At 61.9% G+C, this 14592-nt stretch carries 13 protein-coding genes; 5 read left to right on the plus strand and 8 right to left on the minus strand.

All coding sequences use genetic code 11. From position 1 onward, the window contains the following. Nucleotides 1-204: 204 nt before the first annotated feature. The 5 genes from WKI89_RS02365 (at nt 205) to WKI89_RS02385 (ending at nt 7661) form a co-directional block, all read left to right on the plus strand. Nucleotides 205-1662 (plus strand): lyase family protein, encoded by a 1458-nt coding sequence (locus tag WKI89_RS02365; RefSeq protein ID WP_337867621.1) that lies wholly within the window; start codon nt 205-207, stop codon nt 1660-1662. A 287-nt stretch (nt 1663-1949) separates the two neighbouring features. After that, nucleotides 1950-3350 (plus strand): VWA domain-containing protein, encoded by a 1401-nt coding sequence (locus tag WKI89_RS02370; RefSeq protein ID WP_337867622.1) that lies wholly within the window; start codon nt 1950-1952, stop codon nt 3348-3350. A 218-nt stretch (nt 3351-3568) separates the two neighbouring features. Next, entirely contained in the window at nt 3569-5377 is a 1809-nt protein-coding gene (locus tag WKI89_RS02375; protein ID WP_337867623.1) for a protein kinase, read from the plus strand. Continuing rightward, nucleotides 5374-5976: an FHA domain-containing protein gene (locus WKI89_RS02380; RefSeq protein ID WP_337867624.1), complete on the plus strand. Its 603-nt coding sequence runs from the start codon at nt 5374-5376 to the stop codon at nt 5974-5976. Before WKI89_RS02375 ends, WKI89_RS02380 begins: the two co-directional genes overlap by 4 nt. A gap of 2 nt (nt 5977-5978) precedes the next feature. Next, entirely contained in the window at nt 5979-7661 is a 1683-nt protein-coding gene (locus tag WKI89_RS02385; protein ID WP_337867625.1) for a protein phosphatase 2C domain-containing protein, read from the plus strand. Between the two features lie 218 nt (nt 7662-7879). On the opposite strand, the gene WKI89_RS02390 is transcribed toward WKI89_RS02385, so the two are convergent. From WKI89_RS02390 to cax, 8 genes are all read right to left on the minus strand, one after another. Beyond that, nucleotides 7880-8242, minus strand: coding sequence for a hypothetical protein (locus tag WKI89_RS02390; RefSeq protein ID WP_337867626.1), 363 nt, complete (start codon nt 8240-8242; stop codon nt 7880-7882). 242 nt (nt 8243-8484) lie between these two features. Further along, the gene (locus WKI89_RS02395) at nt 8485-9258 is read right to left on the minus strand and encodes an ABC transporter permease (protein ID WP_337867627.1); all 774 of its coding nucleotides are present in this window, start codon (nt 9256-9258) and stop codon (nt 8485-8487) included. Continuing rightward, on the minus strand, nt 9255-10229 hold the full coding sequence (locus WKI89_RS02400) for an ABC transporter ATP-binding protein (protein ID WP_337867628.1): 975 nt from the start codon (nt 10227-10229) through the stop codon (nt 9255-9257). Before WKI89_RS02400 ends, WKI89_RS02395 begins: the two co-directional genes overlap by 4 nt. Then, entirely contained in the window at nt 10226-11542 is a 1317-nt protein-coding gene (locus tag WKI89_RS02405) for an ABC transporter permease (RefSeq protein WP_337867629.1), read from the minus strand. Before WKI89_RS02405 ends, WKI89_RS02400 begins: the two co-directional genes overlap by 4 nt. Before the next feature lie 18 nt (nt 11543-11560). Next, entirely contained in the window at nt 11561-12472 is a 912-nt protein-coding gene (locus WKI89_RS02410; RefSeq protein WP_337867630.1) for an ABC transporter substrate-binding protein, read from the minus strand. 285 nt (nt 12473-12757) lie between these two features. After that, nucleotides 12758-12886, minus strand: a complete 129-nt coding sequence (locus WKI89_RS02415) for a hypothetical protein (RefSeq protein ID WP_337867631.1) — start codon at nt 12884-12886, stop codon at nt 12758-12760. A gap of 2 nt (nt 12887-12888) precedes the next feature. Continuing rightward, complete coding sequence (locus WKI89_RS02420; protein WP_337867632.1) at nt 12889-13296, minus strand: hypothetical protein; 408 nt, start codon at nt 13294-13296, stop codon at nt 12889-12891. 202 nt (nt 13297-13498) lie between these two features. Next, nucleotides 13499-14566 (minus strand): calcium/proton exchanger, encoded by a 1068-nt coding sequence (gene cax, locus WKI89_RS02425; protein WP_337867633.1) that lies wholly within the window; start codon nt 14564-14566, stop codon nt 13499-13501. Between the last annotated feature and the right edge of the window lie 26 nt (nt 14567-14592).

The raw sequence follows: 14592 nt of genomic DNA on the forward strand, positions 1-14592 counted from the left end.
GGCCCGGTCGTTTGCAGGTTTCCTGGCGCGGGTGAACCTGATTCTGCTGGTGCACAACCTCATCCGCAGCCGTCTTCTGCTCAGGATGGCGGGGGTGGAAGGGTAGACTGCAGGTAGCACACGAAGGCATATCTTGTGGCTATTCAAGCGGTATATTCTGTTTGTGGGAGGGTTTCTCGAGCAACCGCTCCTGTGGAGGTGCATATGCGCTGGCACAACCTGTACCGTCGCTGGGTGTTACAACGGCACTTCCGCTTTGCCAAAGAACATCTGGGTGATTATTTTTTCGATGCCCTTACCGCTTATGCGCTAGGTCTTAGCAAGCTGAACATTTCCGAGGCCAGGGAGGCTGCCTGGGCCTTGAGCGAGTTGCGTAAAGACCCCATCCCTGGCTTTAGTGGACAGCTGGAGGATGTGTTTTTCACCATAGACTTTCACCTGCGGGAGCGATTTGGCTACGAAATCGCCGGAGCCTTGCGGCGCGGTCTCTCCCGCAACGACCTCGACCTGACGGTGTTTCGCGCCTATGCCTGTGAGCGGCTGTTGCGGGTTTTGACGGCGCTATCGGATTTGCGGCGAGAACTACTGGGTTTGGGCCAGACCCACCGCCAGACCCTCCTCACGGCCTATACCCACCACCGCCCAGCCCAACCCACCACCCTAGGACACTACCTGACCGGAGTCGAAAACCTGCTCTCGCGCGATTATCAGCGCTTACGCTCAGCCTTCATGACCACCGACAAGTGTCCTTTGGGAGCTTCTACCCTGGCAGGCAGCCCCTATCCGGTAGACCGCAAAGCCCTGGCCCGCTGGCTGGGTTTTGGTGGCACCCTCGAGCACACCTACGATGCGGTGGCCTCCGGAGACTGGGCGCTGGAAATCGCCTACACGCTGGCCGGGATGGCTACCAGCCTCTCGCGCTTGGTGGCCGATCTGCTGTTCTGGGCCGAACAGGGTGGGTTTTTGGTGGCCGAAAAAATTAGCCAGGGTTCCTCGATCATGCCGCAAAAGGTCAATCCGGTGGTATTGGAACATGTGCGGGGCTTTCTGGCTGAACTGATGGGCGGCCCCACCACCCTGGGCCACCTCAACTACAGCACCCCCTTTGGCGATGTAAACGACCATGGCCCGGCAGTGCTCGAGCCCTTGCACGGGCTTTTTTATGCGGCAGAAGGAGCGGTGGCGCTCTTGCGGGTAGCCTTGCAAGAAAGCCGCTTTGTACCCGAGGTGTTGGCGCAGGGACTGAGCGACCGCAGTGTGCTGGCCTCCGAACTGGTAGATGTACTGGTTTCTGGACAACACCTATCATTAGCCGAGGCCTATCCCAAAGTACAGGGAATGCTGCGCGAGCTCAGCAACGAGGGTCGCACCGTGGCTCAACTGGGCTTGGACGACCTGCATAGCCACCTGGGTTTTGGCGACCCCGAGTTGTTGCGGGCCCTGGAACCCGAGCGCTTCCTGGCCCGGCGCAAGGTACTGGGTGGGACAGCCCCGGAGGCCCAGGCGGTCTATCTCGACTACGCCCTGAACCGGCTCAAGCTCGAGCGCCTCGATCTCAAGGAGCTCAAGAGCCGTCGTCGCAAAGCGCTGCGAACCCTGGCCCAGGAACCCCTCAGCTTGCTGGACGATACCACCAAGACCTCCCCAACCCCAGCCTTTTAGTGTATAGGACTGCATCCTGAGCTATCGGCTTTCAGTGCAGTGCGATAGGTGATGTGGTATGAGGGTACAACCATGCCAGCGGCCCTGCTCCAAAAGAAAACATCCACTATAAAACCCAATCAAAACCCATCCCGTTACAACGCTGTTCGCCGCTTAAGCTACAATCTTTTGTAGGTGTGCCCGTGTCTGCTAATGGCGTTATATATCGCCTTAATGGAAAAAGGGGATATTTCCATTGGGCTTGTAAGGATCCGTTCCCAAGAATCGGTTGAACTCATAGGAGGCGTATGCTCGAGACCAGTCTGCAACCCCACCGCGAATACCTGATGGCCAACATGCCCGGCCAGAAGATGTTTCTCGCCCTCAAGGTACGCCCTCAGGCTGAAGCAGGGGCAGCCAGGCCCCAGCTGGCTGTGGCCTTTGTGGTGGACACCTCGGGTTCGATGCGTGAAGTGGTGACGGAACCCACCCATCGCACCGGGCAAAACGTCCGAATTGACGGCAAAGAATATGAAGTGGTGCGCGGGGCCAAAAGCAAGATGGATCTGGTGGTGGAGGCCCTGCAAAACCTGCTCAACAGCCGTGAGCTCCAGCCTTCCGATCGTCTAGCCCTGATCAAGTTCGACGACTACGCAGGGGTGGTACAGCCCTTCACCGATGCTGCCAACAAGGCCAAGCTGATCGCTGCCGCTGAACAGCTTACCCAGTTTTCGGGTGGAACCCATATGGGGGCCGGGATGCTGGAAGGTATGAAGCAACTCCACAGAGAAAGCGGCAGCCGCCGGATGCTGCTCCTGACAGACGGGCAGGCTTTCGATGAGCCGCTGGTCGAGCAGGCCGCCCAGCAGTTGGCCGAGGCCCATATCCCCGTAACGGCCATCGGGGTGGGTGACGACTGGAACGACGACCTCCTCACCGAGATCACCGACCGCACCCAGGGCAAGCCCTTTCATATCGTGCCTGACACGCAAAATCCGCTGCCACCCAGTCTGCGGGCTACCGAACTGCCTCAGGCCATCCTGGGCGAGTTGGAGAATGCCGCCAACGAGGTTATTACCAACATCGCGCTCGCGGTCAAGACCGTCAAGGACGTGACGCTGGATCGGGTGACACGGGTCTATCCTACCCAGAGTGAAGTAGACCTAAAAGCTACGCCACATCCCCTCGGCAACGCTGTCAAGGGCGACTGGACGGTGTTTATTCTCGAGTTCACCCTGCCCGCCCGCCCCGCCTCGCGCATCCGTCTGGCCCAGATGGGCCTGACCTACGAGGTACCCGGTAAGGGCTATCGGGGCGAAGTGCCCCCCAGGGACATCGTGGTGGAGTTCACCACCGACGAAACCCTGACCGCCAAAATTGACCCCCAGGTGATGCAGTGGGTGCAACAGCGCAACATCGAGATGCTGGTCAAGCAAGCCACCCAGGAAGCCCGTACCGACCCTGCCAAGGCTGCCAAGACGCTGGAACTAGCCCGTAACATGACCATCAAGCTGGGCAACACCGCCATGACCCGGGCCCTCGACCAGGCCGTGGGCGAGCTCAAGAGCAGCAAGACCATCAGCATCGGCACCGCCAAGACCATTAAGATTGGGGCCAAGACCCAGGTGCTCAAACAAGAGCCGGAGGTTGCACCGGGTGGGAGTGATCTGCCCTCCGATGAAGAAATTCGCAAGATGACCGGTGCTTGATAGGAGCATAGGCACCAAGCGCTTGAGAAAAAATATTAAAAAGGTGTGGAGAAGAGCAGAATGGGGGTAATGCTGCATCACCATGAAATGAAGCCATTTCACCCCTCTATCCCCCTGCCTCCTTATCCCCCTGCTTGAACATGGACCGTTGTCCCTACTGCGCCAGTCCGGTACCTACCAATGCCGCCATCTGTCCGACGTGCGGCATGAGCATTGCCATGCCGGGAGAACAACACCTGCCGGTGGGTACACGGTTACGCGGCGGGCGCTACACCCTTGGCAAGGTATTGGGGCAAGGTGGGTTCGGCATAACCTATCTCGGAGCCGATACCCAGGAAAATCGCCCCGTTGCTATCAAGGAACTGTTCCCGGAAGGGTCGTCGCGCAAAGCCAGTTCGCGCAATGTGGTGCCGCCCACCAGTCTGATTGGGGCGGGCTTCCTGGAGACCATGGAGAAATTCGAGGACGAGGCCAGGGTGATGGCCAAGTTCAACCATCCAGGCATCGTGCGGGTGTTCGATATTTTCGAAGAAAACGGCACCGCTTACCTGGTGATGGAGTTTTTGAAGGGCCAGACCCTGGGCAAGCGTATCGAGAAACAAGGCAAGCTTTCCGCTAGCGAGGTGCAGGATATCGCACTCAAGCTGTTGGATGCGCTGGAGGTGGTACACCAGGCAGGGATGCTGCACCGCGATATCAAGCCGGACAATGTGTTTTTGCACCAAGACGGGCGGGTAGTGCTGATTGATTTTGGCTCGGCACGGCAGTTTGCTCGCAACAAGACCGTGAGCCACACCCGGTTGGTCACCCCCGGATATGCCCCCTTGGAGCAGTACGGCACTGCAGGCAAGTTCGGCCCCTATACCGATATCTACGCTCTGGGAGCCACACTTTACCATGCACTGATGGGGGTAGTACCACCCGCCGCCACCGACCGTGTGCAACACAACCAGCCCCTGCGGCTGCCACGCGAGACCCCCGATGGCCTCGAGACCGCTGTAAACCGTGCCCTAGAAATCCGCGTAGACCAGCGCCCCCAAAGCGTGGCGGAGTTCCGTAGCTTGCTACAAGGGGGGCGCCCACGACCCACTCCAGCCCCCAAGCCCACCCCAGCCCCCACCCCCGCTGCTGGAAGTCTTTCGATCCGGGTGAGCCCGCCTCAGACTGCCGTGCGTCTGCAAGGCCCTAACAATTTCCAGCAAGTCGTACAGGGCGACACTGATCTGCGCGGCCTGCCGTTGGGTACCTATACCCTGTACGCCGATGCCAGGGGCTTTCAGCCACAGCAGGTCAAGGTGCAGTTGCGCGCTGGCAACCACCTCGAGGCCCGTTTCACCCTGGCTCCCGTGCGCAGCCCAGCCCCCGCACCCACCCCCAAACCTGCCCCTGCACCCGTTCCGCAACCTCAACCCACCCCTACGCCCACGCCTAACCCAACCCCAAGTCCGGCTCCAGCCCCCAGGGCTACCTCCCGGTCGCTCAACCTGCGGCTCAATTTGCTGACCTTGGTAGCCTTTCTGGCGCTGTTTTATTTGTTCTTTGAAGTGCGTCCCGTCACGCTGCAAGCCTTTTTACAGCCCTTAGACGAACAGCTCGAGCGCGACTTTAATGCCCTGGTACCTGGCTACCCTGAAGTCTTTCCCTGGCTGCGGGCCGGGTTCTACTCGGCAATTGTGCTGGGGGTTTTCTATACCTTGAGTTTTCTAGTAACGCAGGTGGTCTGGCTATTGCCTCTGATGGTGCTAGGAGGCGTAGGGCTCTTGATCTACAACAACTTACTGCTGCCCGAACAAGGGGCTGTGATAGCCATCATCCTGGGGGCCGTTTATCTGGGGGTGCTGCTCTTGGAGCGCCAGAGCCTCCCGTTGGCGGTTGTATTGGGCTTGGCGGCAGCTTTTCGCTGGGCCGACCCTGCCCAGGGGGAAATTCTCGAGCCCGGCGGCCTTGCAGTGGCCATGCTGATTCTATGTTTTGGTGGTATCGTTCGCTTGACCCGCGAACGGCGAAGAGAGGAGCGTAATCCATGATCGTTTGTAAGGTATGCGGAACCGAGAATCCCGATGGAACCCAGTATTGTGAAAGCTGCGGGGTAGAACTCACCCCCGAAGCCGCCCCCCCAGAACCCGTTGTAACCGAGACGCCAGCTTCCGAGTCTCCGGCTCAAACGGCTCCCGAAGCACCCTCCACTGAGCCCGCTTCTGAAACACCGCCCAGCGAAGGTGCTCCAGGGGCCGAGGCTACTGAATCCACTTCCGCCACACCTGCTGCACCGGCAGCCCCCACTTTTCGGCCCGGCCAACTCATCTTCAAGCGTTTTGGTGCCCTCACCAACGACACCATTCCCCTACAAGGCCCCCGCCTGGTGGTGGGACGTTTCGATGCCTCCACTGGCCCGGTAGAGATTGATCTGACCGGGGTAGCGGGGGCCGAAAATATCTCACGCCGCCACGCCGAACTGTTTTTTGATGGGGTCTGGAAAGTGCGCGACCTGGGCTCTACCAACGGCGTGTTCATCAAGCGAGCGGGCGAGGAAGCCTACTCGCCGCGCCTGGTCGAGCCCACCGAGATCAAGGATGGTGACGAGCTGGCTTTTGGCAATGTGATCCTGGTTTTCAAGGAGGGCTAAAGATGCCAGACGAGCGTCCTGTAGACGAACAGGACAGCCAAGAAGTTCTGCAGGCCGAGGCCGAAGGCATGACCCATGCCGACATGGGCCTCTCTCCCGAAGAGATCGCCCCCACGGGAGTGGAATCCCCCATCCCCTCACCGGAGGCCCGCTCTGCCACAGAAGAGGAGGGTTTCCTGGATGAAACCATCCTGCCCTCCACAGTGGAAAACGATGAACTCGAGCCCGGCTCCACCCACACCTGGGGTCACCTGACCTTCAAAGCAGGCAATGCCTATCTAGGAGGTTGGATCACCGCAATCCAAGGGGAAACCAGGCTACTGGTCAAACCCAAACACGAGGGCAGCTTGTTAGCGGGGCTGGGCAACCACCGCCTACTGCCCCGGCTGGTCTATAACGGCTCCGAAGGGATGGCCCTCGAGGCCCAGGACGGCCAGCCCATCCAACCGCCCCTCGCTTTGCCGAACGCTTTGGCCGTGGTGCAGCCGCTGGCCCAGCTGGTTTACTTCCTAGAGCTCAAGGGGCTGGCCTTGGTGGACCTCGAGCCTCGAGCGCTTTCCCGGACCGAGCAGGGCCTCCGGCTCACCCTGCCCCCCCGCCTGGCCCGCCAAGGCGAGCCGCCACCCCAGGTCTGGCGGCAGGGCTACACCCCCCCGGAAGTGCTGGCCGAGGTTCCCGCCAGCAGCAAGACCGGGGTGTATCTGCTGGGGGCGTTGCTGTTTGAACTGCTCACCGGCACCCCCCTGCCCATTGAGGGGCCCAGCGAGCTGCTGCTGGCCGGCATCCCCCTGCCGGGCGTGCCCCAGGCCCTCGCGCAGATGCTGGCCCCGCTGGAGGAGCGGGCCACGCCCCAGCAAGCCCTGGCCCTGCTCAAGAAGCTTGCGCGCCCGCGCGAGGTGGAGGTGGTGCTCGAGTTCGGTGAGGCCACCAGCGTGGGCCTCAACCCCAGCCGCCACTACAACCAGGATGCTTATTCGTATCGCCTCGAGCGCATCCAGTCGGAGTTTGGCCGCACCCTGCTGCTCCGGGCCTGCGTCTCCGACGGCATGGGCGGCATGGCCGCGGGTGAGCGGGCCAGCCAGGCCGCCGTCGAGACCTTCATCGGGGGCGACCTGCCCCACCCCCTCGACCACCCCCAGGCCCAGTCGGACTGGGGGGTGCGGCTGGTGTGGGAAGCCAACCAGGCCGTGCTCGAGGCCCTGGCCGGGCAGGACGGCGGCTGTACCCTGAGTGGGGTGATCCTGTGGGGCGCGCGCTACACCATCGCCCACGTGGGCGATACCCGCATCTACCTCTGGCGCCAGGGCCAGCTCCGCCAGCTCACCCGCGACCATTCGCTGGTCGCCGCCCTGGTGGCCAGCCAGATGATCACCCGCGAGGAGGCCATGCACCACCCCGACCGCAACCAGGTCTTGCGCTCGCTGGGCAACCTGCGCCAGCCGCAGGAAGGCTACGTGGAGACCCTCGAGGCCACCACCGGCCAGCCTTCCGCTACCCTCGAGGTGGGCGAGGCTTTGGTGCTGCTCTCCGACGGGGTCTGGGGCGAGGTGACCGAGGCCCAGATGGCCCAGATTCTAAGCCAGGCCGACAGTTGCCAGGCCGCCGCCGAAGCCCTGGTGCAACGGGCGCTCGAGGCCGGTGCGCCCGACAATGCCGCTGCGCTTATCGTCCAGCGCAAGATTTGATTTCAGTTCGGCCTGTGACCAACCCTAAAAGCGGCGTAATAAGAAATCTTTAATACTCTTTCCACTAAAGTGGAGCCATGCAACTGGCCCAACATCAGCACCACCCCCGGTTGGAACTCCGACTAAAACACCATTTAACCCAGCCAGCGCTTACCCAGGGCTACACCCTATTCCACTGATGGCCGGGGGATATTAAGGGAATAAATCAAAAGGACTTCTTATAAGGCGATGCCCACCGACCAATAGATCAGATTCCCGAACAAGAACCAGTATGCCGCGTCGTGGCCCAGTGCACCAGCCTGGTAGCCGAAGCCGAAACACAAACCCAGCACCAGCAGCAAACTCGTTCCGAAGACCACGTAGCGCCCTCTGCCCCAGGCCAGGCCGAGGTGATTGGGGCTCTGGCGGTAGGGCAGTTGGTCAAGGATCGCTGCTGTCCAGCAGGCCCAGCCGCACCAGAGCCGCCCAAAGCCCAGCGGTATCAGCACCTTGCCCAGCAGGTAGTGCATCACGGGGCCGACCAGCACTCCACCCAGCAGACCGAACCATAGTACCTCGAGCATGGAGTTGCGGGCTAGCACAAGCGAGACTGTGAACAAGCCCAGGCCCACCACCAGCAGTGAGGGCCGCCGAATTTTGAGCAGATTCTTTTTTGAAATCTTCGGTCTGATCGTAGGTCATAGGCTACACCCAGATCTTCTTAGGCCGAGCCTACGTTCGGGCAATTACCGAGCCATTACCACGGGCTTGGGTGTCCACGATTGAACCAGCGAGGATGCAAGGGCGTAGTGACCGACTGGTCGCCCCTACGAAAACGAACACACTAATTGCGCCAGGGCGTGAGCGCCTTTTCCAGTCGCCCCATCGTCCAGTCCAGCAGGAGCGCCAACGAGGCAACCGCGATGGCTCCTTGTGCCACGAAGGCCAGGTTGCTTACCGCCAGCCCTGCGATGATCGGCACGCCCAGCCCACCGCCACCCACCAGCGGGGCCACCGTAGCGGTCGCAAGGATCAACACCAGGCTGGTGCGGACGCCCGCAAGGATCACCGGAAGGGCCAGCGGCAGTTCGACGCGCCAGAGCGTCTGCCAGCGCGAATAGCCCATCCCTCTGGCCGCATCCAGCACATCGGCGGGCAAAGAGGCAAAGGCCTCGAGGCTGTTGCGCACCACCGGTAACAAGCCGTATAGGAACAGCGCCAACACCGCCCCGGTGGAGCCGAAGCCAAAGAAGGGCAGGGCCAGCACCAGCACCGCCACCGGCGGGAAGGTCTGGCCCACCGCCACGATATTCTCGGCCAGGGGCCGGAAAGCGGCCCCCACCGGTCGGGTGACAAAGACCGCCAATGGCAGCCCGATCAAGATAACCAGCGCCCCCGCCCCCGCCGTAATGGCGAGGTGCTGAAGGGCCAGGTTGAGCAGGGTCTCGCGCTCGAAGATGGGGCTACGGGCGCTGGGGAACAGCCCCGAGAGCGCCACCTTCCACCAGGCCTGCTGGGCGAACAGGAAGAGCAGCACCATCCACAACAACAGCGGGGCCAGCAACGGGAAGCCCGCGTACCTGCGAGTCGGCAAAGGGGCCGCCGTCCGAGTACTCACGGGCTCTCCGAGCGCACCGGCGCAGCGGGCGCATCCTCCTCCGAGGCCGCAGCCAGGAGCGACTCCAGGCGCACCAGCCCCACCACCTGACCTCCCTCGTCGGTCACACCCAGGTTGCGGATGCCATTGGCAAGCAAGAGCGAGAAGGCATCTCGAGCCATCGCTGAGGACTTGATGCTGACGGCGGGCCGGTGTGTGCCCAGCGGCTCGACCAGGCCGTTCAGCGGGATGCGGGAGAGCCGCAGCAGGGTGCGCGATGGCCCCAAGAAATCTTGTACGAAAGGCGTCTTGGGGCTGCGCAAAAGCACTTCCGGCGTATCGTACTGCTCAACCTGCCCGACGTTCATCAAGCAGATGCGGTCGGAGATTTTGACGGCCTCCTCGAGGTCGTGGGTCACGAACAGAACGGTCTTCCTGAGTTCGCTTTGCAGCTTAAGAAATTCGTCCTGCAAGCGTTCGCGGGTGGGTGGGTCTACAGCGCCAAAAGGCTCGTCCATCAGCAGCACCGGCGGATCGGCGGCCAGCGCCCTGGCGAGCCCGACCCGCTGGGCCTGACCGCCCGAGAGCTCGCGCGGGAAACGCCCCGCGAACGTCTGCGGCTCCAGACCCACCAGCCCCAGCATCTCCCTGGCCCTGGCCTCGCGCTTTTCCTTGCTCCAGCCTAGCAGGCGGGGCACCACCATTACGTTCTCCAGAACGCTCATATGCGGGAACAACCCGATGCTCTGGATCACGTAGCCGATGCCCCGGCGCAGTTCCACCTCGTCCAGTTTGCGCACGTCCTGCTCGCCAACAAACACCGTGCCTTCGCTGGGCTCGATGAGGCGATTGACCATGCGAAGCAGGGTGGTTTTGCCACACCCAGAAGGCCCCAACAAAGTCACCAACTGACCCTCGGCCACTTCAAGACTCACACCCTTGAGCGCCTCGAAATCCCCGTAGCGCTTGATGACATTCTCGAAGTGAATCAAATTCCCACCCTCCGTCTAAGGGCCATGCTTGCAAACCGTAGGGCCGAGTCCACCAGCAGGGCCAGCAGGATGATCGGGATCGCGCCCAGCAAAACCATGTCGGGTGCGCCACCTTCCACTCCGCGCAGGATGAAGAAGCCCAGCCCGCCCGCACCGATCAGCGCCGCAACGGTGGTGATGCCGATGGTGAGCGAGGCTGCGCCGCGGATGCCCTCCAGGATCAGCGGCAGGGCCAGCGGCAGCTCGACCCGCCAGAAGAGCTGCTCGGGGCTCATGCCCATGCCGCGCCCGGCGTCGCGAGCGGCCTCGGGCACGCCGCGCAGGCCGGTGTAGGCGTTGAGCACCACCGGCAGCAGCGCGTAAAGGGTAAGGGCCAAAACGGCGGGGGCTGCGCCGATGCCCCGTACACCCGACTCTTGCAGGGGTGCGTCGAGCACGACGCGCAACGGGTCGGGGCCGAGCAGGTTGTTGAGCCAGGCCCCGGCAATCGCCAGCGCCAGCAAGCCCAGTGGCAGCGCCAGCGGGACGGCCAGCCAGCCCGACACGGCCCACAGCAGGCGAAAGGCGAACACTCCCAGCACGATCATGCCCAGCGCGACTTCAAGGCGCAGCCCCTGCGAGATCGCCGCCAGCAGCGGCAGCAGCAGCCCGAACAAGGCCAGCGAGGGGATGGTCTGCAAGAAGCCGGTCACGCCCAGAACCCAGCCGTAGCGCGGCCCTCGAGCCGCCAATACCCCTAGCGGTACCCCTACCGCCACTGCCAGCAGCACCGCGCTGCCAGCCAGCGAGAGATGCCGCCACAGTTCTGTGCCGAACTGCTCGCGCCAAGCGGCGAACTCGAGCACCGGCCCCAGCCGATCAAAGACGCCCAGCAACAGCAGCGCGACCAGCGCCAGCGGGGCCGACAGAACGGCCCAGCCGCGCCCCTCGTGGTAGGCCGCAAAGTAGCCCACGTACAGCGCCAATAGCGCAAGCCACAAGCCCCCAGTAGCAGAGACTCGAGCGTTCTCGGGTTGGTTGTTCAGCAGGAAGTTGGAGCCCTGCCCGATCAGCAAACCCCAAACCAGCAGCGCCGCGCCCAGCAAAATCCCCTGTAGGCGCCCCCGGGTCAGCGCGATCAACAGCCATAAGGCCACCAGCACCCAAGGCCACAAGCTCTGCCAGCCCCATACCCCAAAGGCCTCGCCGGGTGCGATGCGGCTGGGCTTGAGCTCGAGCCAGGACAACAGCAGCGCCAATAGCCCCAACCCAGCAGCCAGCAAGGCCACTGGGTTGGGCGAAAGCCGAGGCGCTACCGACGGCGGACGGCGCATGACGATGGGCGCCGGCAGCTAGCGGATGAAGTTCCGGGCGCGCAGGAAGGCCCGCGCCACTTCGGCGGGGTTCTTGCCGTTCACCGCCACCTCGGCGTTGAGCTGCGAGAGGGTGGCCTCGTTGAGCGCGGCAAAGACCGGGTTAATCAGCGTCGCCAGCTCGGGGAAGCGGTCAAAGACAGCCTTACGCACGGTGATAGCGGGCTGGTAGACCGCCACCGCGCCCTGCGGGTCGGTCAGGGCCACCAGGCCCAGCGCCGCTATGCCCCCATCGGTGCCGTAGGCCATGGCAGCGTTCACGCCGTTGGTGCCGCGGGCCGCGGCCTGCTGGGTCTGGGTGGTGTTGCCGCCGGGCAGAATCACCAGTTGCTCGGGCTTCATCTTGAAGTTGTAGACCTTCTCGAAGGCCTTAAGCGCGTCGTCGCGGTCTACGAACTCCTGGCTGGCGGCCAGCCGCACCTGTGCGCCGCCATTCACCCAGCGGGCGAAGTCGGCCATGGTGCGGAGGTTATTCTGCTGCGCCAGTGCGCGTGGCACCGCGATGGCCCAGGTGTTGTTGGCCGGGGCGGCGTTGAGCCACACGATGTTGTTTTTGGCATCGAGCTCCTTGGCCTTGGCGAAGCCCTTGGCAGCGTCGCGGGTCACGGCGGCGGCGTCCTTGTCGTCCTTGAAGAACACCCCCAGCGCGGTTCCGGTGTACTCGGGGTAGAGATCAATTTCGCCCGAGGTGAGGGCTTTGCGCACCACGTCGGTGGTGCCGGTGGAGCACTTGTCGTTAACGCGGAAGCCGTTGGCCTCGAGGAGAATCTTGACCATCTGGCACAACACCGCACCTTCGGTGTCGATCTTGGAGCCGACGGTGATGGGGCCTTTCTGGGCCAGGGCTACGCCTAAACCCAGTGCGATTAGGAAAGCAAATACACTCTTCATGTCTTCTCCCCTTCCCACTCCCTATCTGCTTGGAGTGCCTTACGCTGCTACCATAACACGTGAGACAAAGCAGTTTGTTAGCGAGACTACCTAAGTCTAGCTAAAAGTATGAACCAGCTCTTAGTGCAACCTTCATGAATAGGACGTAAAAGCCACATAAGCACAAATGACCCCAGATTGCCTGGGGCCATTTTCACACGGGGATTCAACAATCGGGTTGGGTTGGGAGAACGCAATTGACTCATTGGCAATAGTCAGTCAAAACATTTTCTGTCACGCTACTTTCTATCCGCTTGCAGAAGCGGACATCAGCGTGTAAACCCCAAGGACCACAAACACCACCATGCCTAGAATGCTCCAGAACCACTCATGAGGTTCGATGGATTTGCGGTCATCCTTCGATTTTTTCTCCATACCTACCTCCCTAAAGATGAAGGTGCGTTACAGGGTTGGGCCTTGGCCCTTTGCCAAAATCCCAGGTCGCAACCAAACTCGGTTTTGCCCTGCAAATACAGCTCATGGATGGCTCTATGTCCAACCTGCTGGCGCACCCAGTCAATTTTCACTTCCCAGCGTTCTCCCAGCGCTCCGAGCCACATCTCTACCCTGTCCATCGTCCCCGGAACCCAGCGGCAGTAGACCCTGTACTCCACCAGCGCATCCAGTTCAGCCAAAAAGAGCGCATCCAGCAGATCTTGTTGCTGCTGGGCAGTGGGCCAGACCGCACCGCATGATTTACAGGTACGAGACCCTGCGCCCGGATAAGGGATTAGCGCCCACTCTCCGTTTTCACAGTCGGGACAGTATGTCGCTTGTGTCACCATAGCAAACTCCCCCTTTCACAGACCGTGCAAACAAAAAACACCACGGCCCCAGGTGTCGTGGTGGTCTCGCCTACGGCCTTCGCGCCGTTTGATCAACCGAGGGTTTAACCCTGTACTGACGGTTGAACAATAAGGAGGCTACTCCCCTACCAACCTGAGGATAGCAAAAAAGCAAATGAGATTTTTAGCAAGTCGTGCGCCACTACCTTGGGGTGAAGAAGAAGGCAAACCCCAGCAGCGCATACACCCCCAAAAGCATCACCCCCTCCAGCCAGTGGCTTTCTCCGTCCCGCACCACCGCGTTGGTCGCCAGAATCGAGGCCGCCAGGGCGGCAAGCTCCAAGGGGTTCTGAAACACCAGATCCATGGGGCGGCCCGCCAGATAGCCCACGATCACCAGGATGGGCGCCACCAGAAGGGCAATCTGCAGGGAAGAGCCCACCGCAATCTGCACCGCCAGGTCCATTTTGTTCTTCATGGCGAAGACCACCGCCGCAAAGTGCTCGGCGGCGTTGCCCACCAGCGGTATCAGGATGATGCCCACAAAGAATTCCGAAAGCCCCAGGGTTTGGGTGGCCTCCTCGAGGCTCCCCACCAAAAACTCGGCCATCACCGCCACCCCCACCGTGGCCGCCGCCAGCACGCCCACCGCCACCGACGGGCTCCAGTGGGCCTCGTGGTGGGCTTCATTGGACAGGCCCGAGACCAGGTCTTTGTGGGTTCTGAGGGAAAAGTAGATGTTGGAGAGGTAGATCAGGATCAGCACCCCGGCAGTAGCCAGGCTGAACATCTGGTCGGGCAGCGCCGGATCGAGCACCTTGAAAAAGTTGCGTTCAGCAATATCAAAGAACGCCGGCAGCATGAAAGCAATCAGAGTGAGGGTTAGCAGCGAGGTCATCACGCCCGCAGCCTGGGCGTTGAAGCGCTGGGTGCTGTAGCGCAGACCCCCCATAAAAATCGAGAGCCCCAGCACCAGCAGCAGGTTGGAGAGGATCGAGCCGGTGATGCTGGCCTTCACCACTTCAATTTTGCCCGCCAGCAGGGCCACGATGGCGATAATCAGCTCCGCCGCATTGCCAAAAGTGGCGTTGAGCAAGCCCCCCACCGTGCTGCCCGCGCGGGCCGCCAGTTCCTCGGTGGCCCGGCCCATCAAACCCGCCAGCGGCAGCAAAGCCAGGGCCGATACCAGAAAAATCCAGACCGCCGGCGCGTGCAGGACTTCCAGGGCGACTGCCAGCGGCACAAAGCCCAGCAAAATGTAGTTCCACATGGGGGTTATTCTACGCCACCGAGGCC

Source organism: Meiothermus sp. (genome assembly GCF_037443965.1).
Taxonomy (GTDB): domain Bacteria; phylum Deinococcota; class Deinococci; order Deinococcales; family Thermaceae; genus Meiothermus.

Bases quoted from the DNA above. Each gene is read 5' to 3' on its own strand.
- WKI89_RS02420 (WP_337867632.1), bottom strand. From the start codon at position 13,296: ATGGTGACACAAGCGACATACTGTCCCGACTGTGAAAACGGAGAGTGG.
- WKI89_RS02410 (WP_337867630.1), bottom strand. From the start codon at position 12,472: ATGAAGAGTGTATTTGCTTTCCTAATCGCACTGGGTTTAGGCGTAGCC.
- WKI89_RS02385 (WP_337867625.1), top strand. From the start codon at position 5,979: ATGCCAGACGAGCGTCCTGTAGACGAACAGGACAGCCAAGAAGTTCTG.
- WKI89_RS02375 (WP_337867623.1), top strand. From the start codon at position 3,569: ATGCCGGGAGAACAACACCTGCCGGTGGGTACACGGTTACGCGGCGGG.
- WKI89_RS02370 (WP_337867622.1), top strand. From the start codon at position 1,950: ATGCTCGAGACCAGTCTGCAACCCCACCGCGAATACCTGATGGCCAAC.
- WKI89_RS02415 (WP_337867631.1), bottom strand. From the start codon at position 12,886: ATGGAGAAAAAATCGAAGGATGACCGCAAATCCATCGAACCTCATGAG.
- cax (WP_337867633.1), bottom strand. From the start codon at position 14,566: ATGTGGAACTACATTTTGCTGGGCTTTGTGCCGCTGGCAGTCGCCCTG.
- WKI89_RS02380 (WP_337867624.1), top strand. From the start codon at position 5,374: ATGATCGTTTGTAAGGTATGCGGAACCGAGAATCCCGATGGAACCCAG.
- WKI89_RS02405 (WP_337867629.1), bottom strand. From the start codon at position 11,542: ATGCGCCGTCCGCCGTCGGTAGCGCCTCGGCTTTCGCCCAACCCAGTG.
- WKI89_RS02365 (WP_337867621.1), top strand. From the start codon at position 205: ATGCGCTGGCACAACCTGTACCGTCGCTGGGTGTTACAACGGCACTTC.